At 32.3% G+C, this 19,795-nt stretch carries 13 protein-coding genes and 1 pseudogene; all 14 read right to left on the bottom strand.

Annotation, left to right across the window (positions count from 1 at the left end; all coding sequences use genetic code 11):
* Positions 1-4: 4 nt before the first annotated feature.
* Positions 5-2,377, bottom strand: coding sequence for an accessory Sec system translocase SecA2 (gene secA2 / locus PCY12_RS06285; protein WP_301352088.1), 2,373 nt, complete (start codon positions 2,375-2,377; stop codon positions 5-7).
* The gene (gene asp3, locus PCY12_RS06280) at positions 2,370-2,810 is read right to left on the bottom strand and encodes an accessory Sec system protein Asp3 (RefSeq protein ID WP_301352087.1); all 441 of its coding nucleotides are present in this window, start codon (positions 2,808-2,810) and stop codon (positions 2,370-2,372) included. Before asp3 ends, secA2 begins: the two co-directional genes overlap by 8 nt.
* Positions 2,807-4,339 (bottom strand): accessory Sec system protein Asp2, encoded by a 1,533-nt coding sequence (gene asp2, locus PCY12_RS06275; RefSeq protein ID WP_301352085.1) that lies wholly within the window; start codon positions 4,337-4,339, stop codon positions 2,807-2,809. Before asp2 ends, asp3 begins: the two co-directional genes overlap by 4 nt.
* Positions 4,323-5,903: an accessory Sec system protein Asp1 gene (gene asp1, locus PCY12_RS06270; RefSeq protein WP_301352082.1), complete on the bottom strand. Its 1,581-nt coding sequence runs from the start codon at positions 5,901-5,903 to the stop codon at positions 4,323-4,325. Before asp1 ends, asp2 begins: the two co-directional genes overlap by 17 nt.
* Before the next feature lie 9 nt (positions 5,904-5,912).
* Positions 5,913-7,130, bottom strand: coding sequence for an accessory Sec system protein translocase subunit SecY2 (gene secY2, locus PCY12_RS06265; RefSeq protein ID WP_301352079.1), 1,218 nt, complete (start codon positions 7,128-7,130; stop codon positions 5,913-5,915).
* Between the two features lie 252 nt (positions 7,131-7,382).
* Positions 7,383-8,581, bottom strand: a pseudogene (locus PCY12_RS06260) (glycosyltransferase family 8 protein).
* Positions 8,582-8,639: 58 nt separating this feature from the next.
* Positions 8,640-9,746 (bottom strand): glycosyltransferase, encoded by a 1,107-nt coding sequence (locus tag PCY12_RS06255; protein WP_301352162.1) that lies wholly within the window; start codon positions 9,744-9,746, stop codon positions 8,640-8,642.
* A gap of 231 nt (positions 9,747-9,977) precedes the next feature.
* Positions 9,978-11,453 carry a glycosyltransferase gene (locus tag PCY12_RS06250; RefSeq protein WP_301352077.1) on the bottom strand — a complete coding sequence of 492 codons (1,476 nt, stop codon included), beginning with the start codon at positions 11,451-11,453 and terminating at the stop codon, positions 9,978-9,980.
* Entirely contained in the window at positions 11,453-12,739 is a 1,287-nt protein-coding gene (locus PCY12_RS06245; RefSeq protein ID WP_301352074.1) for a hypothetical protein, read from the bottom strand. The genes PCY12_RS06250 and PCY12_RS06245 overlap by 1 nt, the downstream gene beginning before the upstream one ends.
* A gap of 103 nt (positions 12,740-12,842) precedes the next feature.
* Entirely contained in the window at positions 12,843-14,624 is a 1,782-nt protein-coding gene (locus tag PCY12_RS06240; RefSeq protein WP_301352072.1) for a glycosyltransferase family 2 protein, read from the bottom strand.
* Positions 14,625-14,682: 58 nt separating this feature from the next.
* Complete coding sequence (locus tag PCY12_RS06235) at positions 14,683-16,446, bottom strand: glycosyltransferase family 2 protein (RefSeq protein WP_301352071.1); 1,764 nt, start codon at positions 16,444-16,446, stop codon at positions 14,683-14,685.
* Between the two features lie 55 nt (positions 16,447-16,501).
* Complete coding sequence (locus PCY12_RS06230) at positions 16,502-17,383, bottom strand: glycosyltransferase family 2 protein (RefSeq protein ID WP_049511897.1); 882 nt, start codon at positions 17,381-17,383, stop codon at positions 16,502-16,504.
* A 55-nt stretch (positions 17,384-17,438) separates the two neighbouring features.
* The gene (locus PCY12_RS06225; protein WP_301352070.1) at positions 17,439-18,611 is read right to left on the bottom strand and encodes a glycosyltransferase family 8 protein; all 1,173 of its coding nucleotides are present in this window, start codon (positions 18,609-18,611) and stop codon (positions 17,439-17,441) included.
* A gap of 769 nt (positions 18,612-19,380) precedes the next feature.
* Positions 19,381-19,795, bottom strand: a 415-nt coding sequence (locus PCY12_RS06220) for an LPXTG cell wall anchor domain-containing protein (protein ID WP_301352068.1), incomplete at its 5' end; no start/stop codon positions are given.

Raw genomic sequence — 19,795 nt, 5'->3', positions numbered from 1 at the left:
CCTCTTATGGAAAATGAGTCACGATTTCACCTTTTGGAGTGACCTCAACCAGCCCCATCAGGAGATTTTGTACCATATCAGCACGGATTTGTTCTTTCATAGCTTCAAAGCCTGCATAAGCTTCTTGATAATATTCTACAATCGGGTTTTTCTGAGCCACAGGCTGACCACCAATAGCCATAGCTAATTGCTGAAGATAATCCACCTGCTCCACCCAGTTGTCATCAATAGCCTTGAGCATAGAAAGTCGTAAAAACTGCTCATATAGGTCATGTTGGTCAAGCAATTCTTTCTTTTCAGAAAGTTCTTTATCAATCACCTGCTTTATAAAGCTACGAACTGCAGTTTTGTCAGTCACATTTACATAGTCTGGAATCTCTTTAATATGAAAACTAATATTAGTTACAATAAAATGGAAGAGCAACTCTCGGCTTTCATAATTTGAAGCGGTCACTTGATCTATGTAGCTAGCGATGATTTCCTCAATAACATCCTCTAAGTCACGGGAACCATCTATTAGTCGATTACGCTCCTTGTAAATCATATCCCGTTGAATATTCATGCTCTCAGCATACTCCAGAGTCTGACGACGTGCCGAACGTCCAGCACTATCACTGGCATGCTGAGCCTTTTCGACTAGCTTTCGGTATTTACGACCTTTCAATACTTCTGGTTGAGTCATATCTTGAACTTGATAATCTTTATACTTTTTATGAACCCAAGATGGACCAAATTTCTTAATAACATCATCTTCTAAGGATACAAAAAACTTACTCATACCAGGATCTCCCTGACGACCAGAACGGCCACGAATTTGCAGGTCAATCCGTTGGCTTTCCATCCGCTCTGTTCCAATGACAATCAAGCCACCAAGCTCTGCAACTCCCTTACCAAGTTTGATATCTGTACCCCGTCCTGCCATAGATGTGGCCACTGTCACAGCCCCCATCTGACCTGACTCGGAGATGATCTGGGCTTCACGCGCCGCATTATTTGCATTTAAGACATTGTGCGCAATCCCTTCACGAAGCAAGAGAGATGAATAAAGCTGGGACATCTCCACTGAGCCTACAAAAACGAGCAAAGGATTCCCCTTAGCATGGTATTTTTTGATATATTCCAAAGAAGCATACACTTTTTCAGGCAAGGTCACATAGAGATTATCGGGATAATCAATTCGTTTTTTAGGACGATTTGTTGGAATGCACACTACCGACATATTGTAAGTTTCAAGAAGTTCTTTCTCTGCAACTTTACCTGTACCCGTCATTCCGGATACCTTATTAAACATCTTAAATAGACTTTGATAAGTGATAGAAGCCATGGCTCTCGTTTCTGGAGATAATTTGACATGTTCCTTCGCCTCAATCGCCTGATGAAGACCCCCTTGCAATTTGGTCATTTCCATAAGACGTCCTGTCCCCTTATCGACCAGTACCATTTCATCCCCTCGAACGATATAGTCCTTATCTCTTGTATAAAGCTTATGAGCTCTTATTGCATAGACTAGATGACGAGCAAAAACCGCATGTTCTTCCTTGTAAAAATGATCTATTCCTAAAAAGCTTTCAGCAGCTTTAGCACCTTTAGTGGTCAACCAAACTTCATCTTTCTCCTCTTTAAAAATGTAATCCTCACCTTCAACCAAGGTCGTTACCAGCGTATCAATAATACCGTAGTGATTAGATTGAACACGCGGAGCACCCGCAATGACAAGAGGTGTCTGGGCGCTATCCAATAAAATATCATCAATTTCGTCAATAATGACATAATCAAAGGGACGTAAAAATTTTCCCTTTTCATTGGAAGCTAGATTATCATGCAAATAATCAAATCCTAAAGAACCATTAGTCGTATAAATAATATCGGACTCATAAATTCTTTTTTTCACTTCTGGTGTCATTTCTTCTTGAGGATTGTCTGTAAATGGTACGCCAATTGTTAAACCAAGAAAGCGATAAACTTGTCCCATTTCTTCAGCATCACGCTTAGCCAGATACTCATTCGTTGTAACCAGCATCGTACCTTTTCCTGTAAGGGCATTGAGATAAACAGGCATAGTAGCTGTCAAGGTTTTTCCCTCGCCTGTATTCATCTCAGCGACATTTCCTTGATGGATAACAATCCCACCCATAACTTGGACATCATATGGGAACATGCCCAATACACGTCTATCCGCTTCACGAACAACTGCAAAAGCCTCTACCAATAGGTCATCGAGAGTGGATCCATCAGCAAGACGTTGGCGAAACTCCACTGTTTTTGCAGCTAATTCTTGGTCTGATAGAGACTCCATCTTTCCTCTAAGGGCGTTGATTTTTTTTAAAGTCCTCTTAACTTTCCGAAGTTGGAAATCTTGATAAAAACCTTTAAACACGATTCAGCTCCTTAATAGAAAAAGAATAGAAATCTAAGGACTCAAAACCAGCACTTAGAAGGGAGACCTGGTAGGTATAGGTATCATCTGGATAGGTAAAATCAAATACTTTCACTTTTTCTACCTTCTCTTCTAAAATGTCATTATACCTATCAAAAAAAGTTATCTTAGTATAAACTCCTTTCTCAGGTTGGCAGTCCATCTCGATGGTTAATCGATAATCGTGATTTCTTTTTAACAAGGGGAGACTAGGCTGCGTACGAGCTGCTTGATAATTTACACTTGAGGTCCAACTTTTAATCACTTCCCCAGATGTCATTAAAGGATTGTAGAAACGAATATGCCAATCTGAGTGATACTGCACTCTAGTTCCATACATAAAACTTCCATTAACCTCTCCCCAAGCGATATTTTCTCTTTGCTTGATAATCATAGCTCACCTCTCCCAAAATCAGCCTGTAAAACCATACGATAAAAATGTAAGACCCAGGCAACATTTGTGTCCGTATCATCATTGTGTCGTCCAGCAGTTCCTTTAGACAAAATCTTCGCACCTGTATTACATAAATAAGTCACTAATTGTTCATATGCCTGAGGATCCATATCCTCATCCTTCATATAGGATAAACCAAAAGTCGTCTTGGAGAAATCAGCTTGCTTAAAGGCTTTCCAAAAACGTTGATTTAATTCCAACATATGTTGTGGGCTAATCCCTCCAGATTGATGTCTCAGTATGTCATAGGCAGTGTTAAAAACCCCTGGAGCTGCTAGTCGACCACGATTAGCTATAGTTCCAATATTGGCAAGAGGTTTACCGACAAGGATTGCTTGCGGTTCGAAACTTGCTCCATAATATAGGGCTGGAAAAGTCCCCATGGAAAGCCCTGACAAGATTAATTCCTTAGAGGTTAGACCTAGATAATCCAAATAATATTGAATAGTAGCTTTAATCTTACTCTCTAACTCCTCACTACCAAGATAAAATGCTCCCCCATTTATACGAGGATCAGAAAACAAAAGAAAAGGACAACCTAGATTTTTCATCATATAGTATCCTTCAAACCCCTCCGCTGTACGATATCCCGCAAAATAGACAGCTAAAGGTGGTTTAAAATCACCTGGATGGAAGAAATAGTTAATTTCTTCACGCTTACTATCGTGTAAGATATTCCCTCCCAAGAAAAACTTTCCAAACTGTTTACGACTCCAGCGCTGATGAAGACTCCCTAACTGTAATCTCCCATTCCCTCTAGCTTCAACGGAAACAGATAAATAGGCGTCATAGTCTTGCTCTATGACAATAGCCTTTTCTATGTCTTTCTCTGTATAAATCAAATCTTCAGTCATGTCTGAAATAGAGCCACTAACTATTTTCTGAATCCTAAATCGAAAATCTACATTCTCACTTTTTTCGTACTCCAACCATAATTCTATAGGTCCATTTTTTTCAACTAAAAAATTATAAGACCAATAAGCCACCTGTTGGAACTCATCTCCAAAATTTCCTTCTAAAGTCACATATTCAAATCCCTGATAAGAAACTTGGATGGAGGAACTTGGATGAATCTTAATAGTAAAAGGCTTCAACTTATCCCCATATCCTCCCCTAAATAGAGAAGTTGACAAGTCATTCAATAACTGCTGAGGATTTGAAAAATCTACAGCCTGAGCACACCTCTTTTTTAAGCAATCAAGAATACTCAAATCTATCGTTTGAAAATCTTGACTATAAAGTAAAGTATAGGGCTCGATATGGTGTACAAAAGGCATTAAATCTCTTATATGCTGACCATCCTCTACCAAAATTGCATGAAAATTTGTGATGCTATCCATTTCCATCATTTTACGGAGGGCTAGCGGTGAGTTGGGACAGAAATAATACCAATCCATATTTTCAGGAATTGTGTAATGATGAGCCCAATTATCAATCCCTATTTGTAGGATTTTATAGTCCTTTGACATCTGTAACCTCCTCAAGCCAACGATGCAATTTATCTAAGAAACGTTGACCAGTATGTTCCTTGATTTTATCAATAGAATAAACCAAGGCCTGGTTCCATTCTTTTAGCCTATCTGTATAGTAGCGTGCAGCCGTTGAAAACTCTGTCACATCTGAAAGTAAATAGCCATTTTTCAAATGTTCTACATAAACAGTTTCAACCAGATTAATTTGAGGAATTCCCGCACTAATACCTGCTATTTGAGTATAGAGGTGCGGTTGTTTATTCAAATCCACAATCAAACGAACAAACTCTAATGTCTTAATCAACTCCAACTCATCATTCAAATTGACAAACTGAAAACGTAGTTCCTGCTCTTGATTCTCCTCTAATGGATTTTCCGCATCTCCGTAGTTTATTCCTTTTTCTAATGTATCAATATGGATTTGCTCTTGGATGATTTCCTGAACAAGATTTTCCACTTCTTGCATTTGTTCCTGACTAGCAGAGAAAGCCCCAAAAACAATTTCTGTATGTTTAGTTTCAGCAATAAATAACAAAACTTGAGTCAATGCTTCCCTATCAATTTCTTCGTTGAAATCAAGTTGATAGTAAATAATAGACTCTTTTCTTGTTTGACTTCGCCCCAGACGTAAACGTGTATCAAAAGGAGAGAGATGGTAAAATTTATTAGAAAGTTCAGGATATAGTTCCTGCAAAAGTTGTAAACTATCCTCTCTATCCACTAAGACTAAGCTAGCTCGATCAATCGATACTGATAACTCTCTAAAGGTGTTCTGTGAATTCCGATTGATAAAGAGACTCAAAATTTTAGGATTAGTACTTGGAATATGATCAAAGATAAACTGATCATGATAAGGATGTGACGGAATGATAAAAATATCCTGCTTTTTTCTGATTTTTTTTAAATATTTATCAAAAAATTCTGCTACCAAATGCTCCATATTTCGATAGTTAAGCAATTTAAATCGATAGGCAAAAATCGGATTGATCTCTATTCTACCTTCCTCTTGAATATATTCCCTAAATCGCCAAATTCCTTTAGGATCCAGATAGTCCTGATAAATAGCTTGTCCATCTTCAAAATAGATTACACTAGATACAAATCCTCTGTCGTCCATGATATAGCGCTTGCTCATCTGACCATTTGGATCAAAATACCGAATCTCACTAATAAAACCCTCAATACCATGTTCTACTTGAGCATATTTCTTACCTTTTTTTTGCACGATAATAGCAAAGGGACTATAAAGAAATTGGCAATCACTATCCCACTCTATATCTCTAAGATTGAGAACCTGAGTATGTAAATCATGAAAGTCCTGCAAATCATCAAAAATAGAATAAACTTCTGTTTCCAAAACACCCTGTCGATGTAAAAAATAACGTAGATGAGGCTGATAGGACAGTACTAATAATTTTGCTTGTAGTTCTTGTTTTTGAAAAAGCCTGATTTGATTTAAAGTATCATCAAATTCAAATCTAAAATAAGAACGATACCATGGAATCAAATCAGCATGCCACCGACGTTCTGAACCATACCAAGCTGGAATAAAATAATACATGACAACCTCCTAAATCAATGGTTGATAGGTTTCATTTAATCTAAGAGCTTTAATCTCATCTCTAACCGTAAAAATCATACCACCAAACATCATAAATAAGCCAGGAATCATCGCAACTCTCAATAACTTTTCATCAAATAGAACAAAAAGCATCGGTCCCCCAGCCATGATAACATTAAAAAAAGCACCTATCAAAGAAAATTGAAAGACTAACCTATTAATAAATCGTCGAGTTTCCTCACCAGGATAAACTCCATAGATGTACTCTCCTGTTTTTTTCATACGATCTGCAATTTCTTCTCCACTTATGTTAATAAAGGCAAAAGCTATACTAAATAAAAAGAGAATGAGCATATAGGTATAGATCCAAAGTGGTTTCCCAATTGTAAACTGAGAAGACAATTCAAAGAAGCTAGCATTAGATGGAAACAGTTTCTGTAGCAATAAAAGAATATAGGTTGGCAGGCCTAAAAAAGTTGTTACATACATAAAAGGCATCCCTCCAGCTGGATTCAGAACCACATCAAAATAGGAGTACTTTTTAAAACGATTGTGTAAACCAATTTTATGTATTGCAATCCGATAACGAGCTCTATAAATAACAGCAAGTAGATAAACAAATAAAATTCCCATCACTATTAAAGATATTAATACAAAGATAGAAACGGGTACTGTTTGGAAAGTATCAATCAAATCTTGAGGAATATTTAAAACCATCCCAACCAATAAGATAATCGTCTGACCTCCAACCCCAATACTTGCATTCATATTTGATAACCACACTAAGAAAAAGGCTCCTGCTATTAAAAGGCAGGTATTCATAACTAATATCAGAAGATTAGATAGATTGGATTGAATGGGCAAATTTAATGAAACGGCTAATGCTTGAATCAAAGCTATAAACAAAGTCAAATACATCTGTCGTCTACTTTGAATCTCTTCAGGCATGGAAGAGAGACCAATTCTTTTAGAAAGAGAAATCATTTGCCATAAAATCATAGAAGACATCCACGGAGATAAACCTATTGAAAACAAAGACAAACTTCTCAAATTTCCACCTACCAGTGCAGTAGAAAAGGATAAATAGGCTGTAGCATCACCTAAAAAATTCCTATTACTTAAGTCAACAAAAGGAAGTGTCAATCTACTACCCAAAACATAGATAAACATCAAAAGCAGTGTAACAAAACCTTTTCTTACAACTATTGATGAAATATATTTTTTCATAAAACTTCCTTTCATTTTGATTTAACAGCCTGAAAAAGACTCTAATAACTAAAAACTAATGGCTAATCGGCACGTTAAAAATTCAATTTCTAAATAGCTAATCTTACTTCAAATAGTTACCGAACAAGTCTATTAAAAACTCCATCTTACCATTATAAACAGCTGTTCCTATACTGTCAATCAATACTTCATACTCCAAATCAATATACCAACCAAAATGTCAAAGAATTGCTATAACAACAAAAATTATCATTAATTAAACAATCGTTTTATTTCGTCCACCATTTTCTCTGGATTTTCTTTATTAAATATATATCTAGACTTATCTTCACTACGAACCGTAGTATTAAAAGCAAATATCGGTTTCCCAGTTTTATATACTTTTTCTATAATATTCTCAACTTCTACTCCATAGTTAATATCCAAATAAAAGTCAATTTTTCCCAATGTTTTAATCACATTCATTGGATTATAAGTTGGAAAGATTCTTACATTTAAATATCTTTGTAAGTCCATAATTTCTGATGCAAATAATGTAGGTGCTAATATTGAAAAATGAATGTAGGGTAAATTTTTAATTAAATATTCTAAATGTTCAATACGACATGTATTAGTAAAGATTGCGGTATGATATTGTTGTTCATGAATTAGGGAATTTAATCCTTTTTCAAAATTCATTTTTCTCATCACAATTTCAGACCATTCTAATCCATAATAATACCACCATTCTTCTCTAAAACGATTTAGATTCACCAAATACCAAGGTTTATTCCTGTATAATGAATAATCTTCGCTTCATTTTCTACTTTGAGAGATTCTGTATACCATGAATCAATTCCATAATTTCTTGCTACTGTATCCATTCCCACCATAAAATTATACTTTTGAGGTAATCTCTTCCAATTATTTTGAAATAATCTGTTCAAAATCCCTTGATCTCCATAACTACTCTCATGAAATTCATTTGTTAATTGAAGTAATTTCTTAGTAATGCCCTCTCTTCTCCAAGCATCTACATCAATCAACATAACGCCTGAATTAAAGGTGTTTTTCGCAAGATCATCTTCCACTGCTGCAATAGGAAAGCCATCAAAATCTTCTGAAAACAATTCCTCTATGCTATCTCTGACAATAATATCAGCATCGAGATATAAAGCTTTCTTTTCTTTTACATACTGAGGAATAAAATAACGAAAGAAAGCTGCGTAACTTAAATGTGGAAGTGGTAAATGATAATTTTTAAGACTGTGACTGCTAATTTTCACATTCACAATTTCTGAAGATAAGGGTTCCAACCGCTTTGTCATTAATTGAAACCATTCTGAAGGCATGTCATCATTAAATATATAGAACTTTACATTTCGATTATGGGCACATACTGACTTGATTGTTGTTTCAATCTTATCACGATACCCACTATCTACTCCCATAGCAATAACTTTTTTATTCATTTAGATAGCTCCTTCTACATTCCTAATAATATATCTAATCTAAAAACATTATTTAAAATTATAAGATATTCAGATACGTTTTTTCTTGTATTAATTCATGTATTTTTGAAATCATATCTTCAGTATTTTCACAGATAATCGCTTTATCTCCAACATGATTTGTCTCTTTATAAGCAAAAAATGGTACATTCTTCTTCAGTGCTTCTTGAGTTGGTTCTTCCCATGTTGCTCCCTCTGCTATATCCAAAACTGCTAGTGCTTTCTCTAGGATATGCTTGTAGCTATTGTTTGTGTGTGCATTTGGATAATAGTAAAGATTTGGATATTCTATATACTGTTGTTGAATTGCTGGAAAACAAGGTTGAAAAATATGAAATTGGCAATCGGGAAATTCTTCTAATAAATTTGAGAACTTAAAAAGATGACATGTATTCGTAAATACTAAAATATGATGAGTAAAATGCCTTTGATTAAAACTTGCTAATTCTAATTGAAATTGGCGTTGATTATAGAGTGTACTCCAATCCAATCCATAGTAAAACCACCATAACTTTTTAAATCTGGTTGAAAAACTTTCTTCATTCCAAGGTTTATTATATCCTAGGTAATGTAAGATACGAGGCATTCGATTCTCTTTTATAGTGGTTCTCTCTTTTTTAAATTCACTAATCTCGTATGCATCATATCCGACTAAAAAATTATATGCATCTTTCAATGGTAACCATTCTTCTCCAAATGCCATAATCATAATTGATTGATCTCCATTTGGTACATGCATATAATGTTCTCGAGTCAATTCTATCAATTTTTCTCGTACATTTTCTTCTCTCCAACGCTTTAAATTAACCACTAATACTCCAGAATTCAACTCTTTTTTTACATTAGGATGTTTAGTTGGATCTAAATCACTATCATTTACTGCTGCAACATAATAATCTTCTAAATCATATTCTAATAAATGGTCAATTTTACCTGTTACTAATAAATCACAATCTAAAAAGATAGCCTTATCTTCTTTTACATAATCTGCCATATAATAAACAAGAAATTTAGTTGCTGATATGTGTTTACTATTATTAACATTAAACTGTCTCAATTCCTGTTCTTCTTCAGGCAATCGAATATTACAAACCTTAGAATTAAATGGAGTTAACCAATTTTGCAGAGCTCCAAACCATTCTTGTGGAATACTCCCGTTATTGAATATATATTTTCAAGTTTCTATGATAAGCACACAATGATTTTATGGTCACAATAGCTTGCTCACAATAACTTCTATCAAAACACAGTACAATTGTTTTCTTGTCCATCTTGTTAGTACTCTTTCTGAAATTTACTGCTCAATATTTTTCCTGCTTTTTGCTTTGATTTTTTCACTTTCTACTTTTTGTTCCTTTTAACTATTATCTTTAACACTTAACACTTTAAGCCATTTATCAGCAACAGTTTCATCTAAATAATTCCTTGCAATAGCATATGAGTACTTAGTAACTATATCTTGGTCTAACTCATAATATTTAATGATAGCTTCTGATATCTTTTCAATTAATTCATCTTCTGTTTTACTTTCTGCCTCTGGAATCAAAAAGCCATTCTTCCCATTTTCTATAAATGTAGGCCCTCCATATGGTGCATCTAATCCGATAATCCCCAATCCATTTGTAACAGCCTCCAGTAAAGTGATACCTAAGGTTTCCCAAGATGCAGTAGATATATAGAGCTGATGTTTTCTATACTGCTCGGTCAATATTTGATAACCGCATAGTTTAATATAGTCTTGGGCATTATTTTCAGTAATAATCTGGTTTAATTTCTCATATTCATCACCTTTGCCAAATATGTTTAAATGAAACTGAGGTATTACCTCTCGTACTTTTATAGCTGCCTTAATGGCTATATGAATTTGCTTTCGCGGATTTAATCGTGCAGCTATCATTGCAGAATAGGGTATCACTTTATCTCTGTTTAGGCTCAACTCTTCAATACTTGCGGCAGGGATAACCACGATTGGGCAATATTTTAGATCAAGATTAGTTAAATATTTTTCTAATTCTATTTTTTGTAATTCTGTTGATACAATGACAAAATCAAATTCTGTAGCATATTTGAACAAGTAAAAATATCCATAGTTCATATCTCCGTATCGAAATTGATGAATGGAGTGCAGGAATACTCCTTTTTTCACATCTTTTGCATATCTTAATAGGGACTGAGAATAAGGAAAACCTGATATTCTATCCATAATCACTGTATCATCTTTGGACAATGATAATGATTTTATAAACAAGTCCATTAAACCAAAATCTCCATCAATCCAATTTATATCAAAACGATATCGGATTTTTCCTGAGATTTGAAAACCTTCATACACGAGCGCTCCTGTTGAATTATAGAAAAGCCTATGATGCCAATTGAATCCATCCTTTTGTAGATACTCTCTACAGATTAAATAAGAGGTATAATAATCTCTCTGATACAATTTATCTAAGTATAAATGTTCTACTTGATATACCATATTGTTTTCAAACCAAAGAATGATTTTATGCTCTGCAGTTAATTGAAAGACAATTTTTTGAGAATTTCTTTCAACGCACTCACTGTCATCCAAAGATAGTTTCCGAATCATTTCTTCAACGGAAAGGGTTGATTTAACCTCTTTTTCTCCCGCCAAATAGAAAGGAGCAATGATCATACTCTCTTCTGGTATTCCAATATCTCGAAAATAAGAAAATTTATATCGAGGCGGAAGAACTGAAAAAATATAACGATAATCAAGATTCATTTTTGAAAATACTCTCGCACGATGAGCTTGAGAATTATCAACTCCATTTGCTTCATAGCCTACTAATAGATCAAATATATAGATACTCATTAAATTCCCTCCCTCTGAAAGACTTTTCTATAATAGTCTTTACTAGAAGCATGAATAAACTGCAATTGTCTTTGTATTGCCAAGTCATATTCTTCTTCTGAAAAGATGATTTTTTTCAAATCCTCAATCATACAACTAATATCATCACTAAAGTATAGATACTCTGAACAAATAAAATCTCTTCTATGACATGTTTCCTCAAAACCAAGTAAGAGCATTCCTTTTTCTAAAGCTTCTTCTACAGCATTTAATATTTCTATATTATGGTTAATGTCTAAATAGAGCGTACAAGTTTCTAACAATGACTTAAATTGATGTTCTAATATACCGGGATATAAAAACACATTTTCTTTTTCCTGTAAATCTGTTAATCTACCACCCATAGCAGTAATCGCTGCGATATGGAATTCAAGCATTGGTAAATTTTCAACTAAGGCTTCAATTTTTTCAACCTCTTGTGTATGAGTGGCAATCAAGGCTCGATGACCATTCCTTATATTTTTGGGTGGATATAAAGGACTAAGATGACGAACCTTATCATTATCAGAAAGAGAATGAAATACAGAATAATGGTAAATATATAAGTAATCTACATACATTAACCAATCCTGAATCTCCTTTTCAGATAAGATTCCCTGTCCAAGATAGCAGGCAATAGTATTTTCTTTTTGTAAATATTGGGCAATCGATTGATCCCCAATAACAACTACATCCCTCTCGGCATTCATTCGAGACATACAATTTTGCCAAAGTTGCTCCTCATTGTAAATCCGAGTTACATCATTCTCAAATACTGTAAAAAGATGATTCTCAGTGTCTTCTATCATTAACAAGACATCTTCAGGACTGTAGTATTGGATAAAAATAGTTTTTCCTTCCGGATCTAGTATATCTTGTTTATATCTCCAGCCATTCTCCTGATAATAATCCCTACTTAATGCTCTCCCTTTTTCATCTAGCCATTCCACCATTTTAACAGTCTTGAATTCTCTGTTTAAATAGTGAATAACCCCTCTCTTAACATCCTTATCCCATATCGTTCCTTCATTATAGTCCATATGAATTTCCCAAAATTTAGGAACAGCCACTTTTAAGGCAAACAGGGGAGGCTTAGTATCTAAAGTAGATGACGTTTGATTCGCAAGTATCATTGGTAAAAAACAACTACAGTTTGAATAGGTATCCAATTCTTCTTTTATTACTACACGGACGGCTATTCCCGAGGAAATAACATCATCTATAAAACCTTGTTCATCATTATTAAATCGATTTGTGAGATAAATCATCTATTTCTCCCTTTATTTTCATAATCCAAGTTAGTTAAATTTCGACATATCTATTTCATTGACTACAAACCTTCTACTCTTTTATCAGATAAAAGGAGAAATACTAATCCACTAAATAGAGAAATTCCTTATAACGTCTAAAAATTTCTGTCTCTTGGAATCCAGCCTCTGACATTTGTTTATATTGAAGTTGAAGTCGATCGATTAAGGTTCTTTTCTCTTCGGAAATATCTATTCCTAATAAAGCCAGAGTAGCTATTCTTTCCAAAAGTGCTTCAAATATATCTGTAAAATATTTCTCTGTAAGCAGAGCGCTTAAACTACCTTTCCTAATACGATGTATATACAAATCTTTATGAATATAGCTAGCCTTACATGACTCCATGAATAATTTAAAATTTGTAAAACAATCTCCTATGCTTTTACCAACAGGAAATAGTATCATTTCAAATAGTCGTTTATGGAACAAAATCCCCCAACTAGTTTCAAACTCTATTTCTCTTTTTTGAATCAATTCATTTTGGTTAAAATGCTCTTCTTTATAGTCAAAAACGTGAATATAATAGTTATTATCATTTTCATTAAATTTTTTATAGCTTCCTATCACTATTTCTGAATCATTTTTTAATGCTGATTGATATAATTCTGCTAGATAATTAGGAACAACAAAATCATCACCTTCTATAAAGGTAATAAATTCTCCTTTTGAATTTAGGATTCCTGTATTTCTTGCAGCAGAAAGACCTAAATTCTCTTGTTCAAAATAACGAAAACGTTTATCTTTATTGATAAACTCTTGACAAATATCTTCTGAATTATCTCTAGAACCATCATTCACTAGTAAAACTTCAAAATACGGATAGGTCTGATTTTCGATACTTTCTAAACATAATCTTAAATATGGGGATACATTATAAATCGGAATGACAACACTAATTAGTGTATTAGGATACGTTACAGTTCCCTCTATATTTTTTAAAAAGTCTAAATGTTCATTTAACAAAACTTTATTTTTTATATAATTCACTCTAGCTTTCAATAATTTTTGAAATTTATTGAAATAATGAATAGTAGGTAATCCTATTTCTTGTATTTTTTTAAACATTTTTTTAAAAATACTTAGTTCTTGCTCTGCATATTCTTGATTAAAGTTACTTGTTGTGCTATCTCCATGGATTCTATAAACATAAGTTAGTTCATCAACATATGAAACACTTTCTACATTCAGATATAAGCTGAAATAAAAATCTAAATCTTCTCCATATTTTATTGAAGTGTCAAATCGTAGATTATTCACTAGTTCTTTTCTGAATAATTTAGCTACAGCATTATTAAAACATACATTGATACTCATTAGTTTTGGAAAGATAGTAAGAAAATCATCTCTATTCATCTTTTCAAAATTTAGCAAGTTTTTTTCTTGTTTTGTATATACTATGGTGTAGTATGTATCTATATTATTATCAAATTCTTTATAGCAAGAAACTACAATATCAGAATTGGTTTTTTTGATTGAATTTATCAATAATTCTAAATGGTTTTCTGCAATCCAATCATCCGAATCAATGAATGTTATAAAGTCTCCTTTTACATTATCTAACCCTAAGTTTCTCGCAGATGAAACCCCTCCGTTTGCCTTTAAATAATATCTAAATCTAGTATCAGATTCTACAAATGCCTTACAAATAGACTCAGAATTATCTATTGAACCATCATTAACAAGAATTACCTCAAAATTTTTATACGTCTGATTTTTTATACTATTTAAACATTGCTCTAGGTATTTTTCTGCATTATAAATAGGGATTACAATACTTATTAGAAAATCTTCATCATTCAGTTTCAACATTTTTCCGTCTTCATTTACCAATTCCTTGTCATTCATCAAGAAAATCTCTCCTTAACACAACATTTTAAACTATATAACACTTCTGAACAATCATTTACTTATTTAAAAAATATAGTATTTCTTTACATCTTCTATATATTTCTGTATTTTCTAAGCCTGCTTCTTTAGCTTGGAAACAACGGGTTTTAAGCCTATCTTTTAACATCTCTTTTTCCTTAGAAATATCAATGTCAACTATACTTAACACAGCTATTCTTTCCAATAGTGCTTCTAATTCATCGGTTAAAAATTCTTCAGATATATTATCGCTAATACTGCCTTTTCTAATTCTATAAACATATAAATCTTTGTGAATATACGTAGTCTTACACGATTCCATATATAATTTATAATTAGTTCGCGTATCTGCTATATTTTTACCAACAGAAAACATCACATTCTCAAACAACCTTTTATGATATAAATTTCCCCAAATCTTTTGGAATTCTAATCCTTTATTTTCAAGTTGGGCAATGTTTTCTATTAACTCATGTTTTATAAAATGCTCTTCTCTATAGTCGAATATATGAATATAATAATTATTATCCTCTTCATTGAATTTTTTATAACTTCCGACAACAATTTCAGAATCATTTTTTAATGAAGCGTAATATAATTCTTCTAGATAATTAGGCTCTACAAAATCATCCCCATCTATAAAAGTAATAAACTCACCTGTTGCATTTAAAATCCCTGTATTTCTAGCTGCTGAAAGTCCAGCATTTTTCTGCTCAATATACTTAAATCTTTTATCTCTTTCTGCAAATTCTAGACAAATATCTTTTGAATTATCTCTAGAACCATCGTTTATTAGTAATACTTCAAAATGTGGATAAGTTTGGTTCTCAATACGTTCTAAACATAACCGTAAATAAGGATATACATTATAGATTGGAACAATGATACTTATTAAATCTTTAGGATAAGTAACAGATTTTTCTTTGGTTTCTAAAAACTCTAGATATTCATTAAACAAAACTCTGTTTTCTAATAAATCTTTTCGAAACTCTAATAAATCTCTAATAGTATTATAGTAATGAATTGTAGGTAGACCTAATTCTTCTATTTTCTCATACATTTTTTTATAAATGCCTAATTCCTGTTCCATATACAATTGCCCAAATTTACTAGAAGTGCTCTCATCATATAATCGATAAATATACGAAACTTCATCAACATACGAAATACTACTAATATTATTATATATCTTAAAGAAGAACTCCAAATCTTCCCCATAGACAATAGATTCATCAAATCTAATATCCATAACTAATTCTTTTTTAAATAATTTAGATACGGCAATTTTATAACTATTACTAGCATGGATTAATTTTGGAAGAATTACTAAGAATTCTTCTCTATTCAATTTATTATAATTTAACAAGTATTTTTCTTGATTTGAATACACCCTAAACTTAAATCTACTTACATTATCAAACTTTTTGATGGAAGACACTGCCATATCAGAATTATTTTCTTTTATATTATTGATAAGTACCTCTAAATGGTTTTCGTCAACCCAATCATCAGCATCTATAAATGTAATAAAATCTCCCGTAATATTATCTAATCCAAAATTTCTAGCAGAGGATGCTCCTCCATTTAATTTAGTGAAATATCTAAATCTTGTATCTTCTTCTGAAAAACTCTTGCAAATATCTTCTGAAATATCATCTGAACCATCATTAACAAGAATCACCTCAAAATTTTTATACGTCTGATTTTTTATACTATTTAAACATTGCTCTAAGTATTTTTCTGCATTGTAAACAGGTATCACAATACTTATTAAAAAGTATTCTTCGTTTATAATTTCCATTTTTTCTCTCTTTCTCCTTACAAACGTCTTCTCTCACAAACAGTTGAGCAATTCTTTAAATAATATTATTTTTCTTTAATTCATCTATTTTATTTTGAAGAATAACTTTTTCCTTTTCATAACCATAATAGTCTAGCTCACCAACTCTCCTATTCAATACATATTTATACATTTTGTATGTTTTTTCTATATCAATTCCTTTAATATTTCTTGTTTCCTCGATTCTTTCTTCCAAAGCATCAATATAATCTAAATGGCTTAAATCAAAATTTAAACTTAATCCTTCATAATTTTTCCTATATGCATATATCGTATGATTACAAACCGCTATTTTTTCAGATGCTAAATATAATTTCCAAGTAGTAAATTGATCTTCCGCATATTTTCCTAAAGGATAACGAATCTCTTTAAACAAACTGCTTTTATATAATTTTCCCCATGCTGTTGAATAACATAAGAAAGGCACCTCAAACATCTCATCCATTTGATTAACCGCAAATTCTTTTTCAACAATAGTAATAGGTAGATTTCCAAAACGTTTTCTATCAAATATATAAAAATTCGGACTGTCAAAGTGACAAAAACCACCTACAACTAAATCAGATTCCCCTAATAGTGCCGTAGCATGTAATTTTTCTATTGCCTCTTCCAAAAAGAAATCATCTGAATCTACGAATGTTATATATTCACCTTTTGCGCGTTCTATTCCATAATTTCTTGCATCAGATAATCCTCCATTTTCTTTCTCAAAATAATAACAACGCTTATCTTTATCAAGATATTCTCTACAAATTTCAGCTGAAGAATCTGGAGATCCATCATTTATTAATAAAAGCTCAATATTTTTATAGGATTGACTTAAGATACTTTCTATACATTTTCTTAAATATTTTTCTGTATTATATATGGGAACTATGACACTAATTAAATCATCCATTCTGTTACTCCTATAAAAATTTTAATATTATTTTGTATGTATAATTTCTTTGCTATTACACACTTTTTATATGCTCTATCATTTGTTCAATCTCTGAAAGATTAAATACTTTATCTGTATAATATTCATTTGCAGTATTTTCAAATGATAAAATTAATTTCCCTGATTCTTTTACTTTTTCAATAACTTCTAGATTTTTAACTTCATGATTAATATCTAAGTAAACATCACATTCACGAATTAAACGATTAATATTCCACTCTAAAACTGCAGGATGCAATCGTACATTTTCATATTTTCTAAGGCTATTTAATTTATCTCCCATTAATGTCAATGCCATAATATTAAATGTACATTCTGGTAATCGTCTCATTAAAATTTCGATTTGTTCTAATTCTTGACTGTGCGTCATAATTAAAATTGATTTGAATGTTTTCGGAATTTCATGGGCAATTATCTCTGACCAATCCATTAGTGAATATTTCCACCAAACATCTCTTAACCTACAAAAAGAAAACAAATTCCAAGGCTTATCATCAGATAAATAATGAATAATAGCTGGTAAAGGATTTAGAGATTTCTCTAAAATAAAGTATTGTTTTCTTTGTTCTGCAAGACGATCATATCCTATTTGAAAATTATAAGTATCGTCTAAAACTATATAGCGCTGTCCACATAATCGATTCAATACAGTTTGATCCGCTTCTATAAGAGTCTCATGCTCATTGTTAGTAATATCAATACATTGTCTTTGAATGTTTTCCGCTTTCCATAGTTTATTATTAATTAATAATACTCCAGCATTAAATCTGTCTTCCAATCCATATACAACTTTTGCGGCAGCTACTAGATGGTTTCCTAACTCTATTTTAAATAAATCATTCAAATTTCGAGTTACAATAACATCCGAGTCCAAGTATAATACCTTCTCTTCCTCCACAAATTGTGGAATAAAATAACGTGCAAATGTCATATAATTTATATGACAACCATAAGGTGCCATTTTCCACTCTTTAGAAATAGCATCACCAGTTAATTTTATATCTACTAATTCACTATTTCTACATTTTAATCTTTTTCTAATACCAATAAACCACTCTTGAGGTATGTCTCTATTCATTATATATACTTTACAATTATCATGATGATAACAAACTGACTTCAACGTAGCTTCTAAATATCTAAGGTATCCATAATCAGCAGCTAATACAAATGTTGCCTTATTCATTACAAATATTCTCCGTTCAATTTAATTAAGAATGTAAAAAGTAAAAGTTTGAAATATGAGACAATAAGTATCATCAAAAATCAGAACAAAGATGGTCATTTTATCTTATAAACAGTTCAGCAAAAGTTGATAGATTCCAAAAGCTAACCGGGATCTATCACCAACTATTTTAATCATCATTTTTAGATAATTCTTTAACTACAACAATATAAGTAAATTCCACTTCTAATGACAGATACGTTTCAGAGGATGATTTAAAGCTCTTATAAATTTTATCTATCAATTAGAGACTAACATTACTTAATTCTCACCGATCATCATTTTCTGATAAGCTTCGTTAACAAAATAGCAGCTCAATTTCATAATACATTGTCCTAACACTCTTTAAAAGACAAAAGATGTTTTAAAGAATGCCATTAATAATAAAAGGAAAATACTTTTCCCCTAGCTAGCGAGACTTTAAAAGTTTATTACCCACCATAATATTAATGGTCGAATTGATTTCATAATTCTTACTACTAAGTATAACATTTTTTATATCAGTTCACTAACATTACAAAAAAAGAAGAGTCTGGGACAAAAAGATTTTGATTTTAGAAATTCTTTATTATAAGTTTTTAAAATCGATAGATTAGACAAAAAAGCGAACAAAATAGAATTCTGAGTGTCGGACAACTTGTTTTGTTCGCTTTTTATATTTAAAGTTAGACTTTTGTCCCAGACTCTTTACTTAGATATATTTTTCAACAAAATGAATCAAACAGATAAATTATGCCTCGTCTCCATTTTCATCGTGACGGCGTTTAGCTAGTAAACCTAATCCAGTTACACCTGCCAAAGCACCCAGGACAATAGATAATTTAGAAGCTTCTGTACCAGTATTCGGTAATTTATTACTTGAATTTCCTGTTACTTCTGATGTTGATTCAGAATGCAATCTATCTGCTGATATTGATTCAGAGACTGATGTACTTGCTAATGCTGATATTGATTCTGATTCTGAGGTACTTTCACTTGCTGAGGCGCTCTTAGAAGCCGACTCACTTACTGAGGTACTTTCTGATTCTGAGGTACTTTCACTTGCTGAGGCGCTCTTAGAAGCCGACTCACTTACTGAGGTACTTTCTGATTCTGAGGTACTTTCACTTGCTGAGGCGCTCTTAGAAGCCGACTCACTTACTGAG

Origin of the sequence: Streptococcus sp. SPS1 (genome assembly GCF_030439915.1) — a bacterium.
Classification (GTDB): Bacteria; Bacillota; Bacilli; order Lactobacillales; family Streptococcaceae; genus Streptococcus.
The sequence above is the reverse complement of the archived record's forward strand: the minus strand, read 5'-3'. Positions and strand labels throughout refer to the sequence as shown.

Coding starts and splice junctions, on each gene's coding strand:
- secY2 (WP_301352079.1), bottom strand. CDS start 7,130: ATGAAAAAATATATTTCATCAATAGTTGTAAGAAAAGGTTTTGTTACA.
- PCY12_RS06250 (WP_301352077.1), bottom strand. CDS start 11,453: ATGAGTATCTATATATTTGATCTATTAGTAGGCTATGAAGCAAATGGA.
- PCY12_RS06235 (WP_301352071.1), bottom strand. CDS start 16,446: ATGGAAATTATAAACGAAGAATACTTTTTAATAAGTATTGTGATACCT.
- PCY12_RS06240 (WP_301352072.1), bottom strand. CDS start 14,624: ATGAATGACAAGGAATTGGTAAATGAAGACGGAAAAATGTTGAAACTG.
- PCY12_RS06245 (WP_301352074.1), bottom strand. CDS start 12,739: ATGATTTATCTCACAAATCGATTTAATAATGATGAACAAGGTTTTATA.
- PCY12_RS06225 (WP_301352070.1), bottom strand. CDS start 18,611: ATGAATAAGGCAACATTTGTATTAGCTGCTGATTATGGATACCTTAGA.
- asp1 (WP_301352082.1), bottom strand. CDS start 5,903: ATGTATTATTTTATTCCAGCTTGGTATGGTTCAGAACGTCGGTGGCAT.
- PCY12_RS06230 (WP_049511897.1), bottom strand. CDS start 17,383: ATGGATGATTTAATTAGTGTCATAGTTCCCATATATAATACAGAAAAA.
- asp3 (WP_301352087.1), bottom strand. CDS start 2,810: ATGATTATCAAGCAAAGAGAAAATATCGCTTGGGGAGAGGTTAATGGA.
- asp2 (WP_301352085.1), bottom strand. CDS start 4,339: ATGTCAAAGGACTATAAAATCCTACAAATAGGGATTGATAATTGGGCT.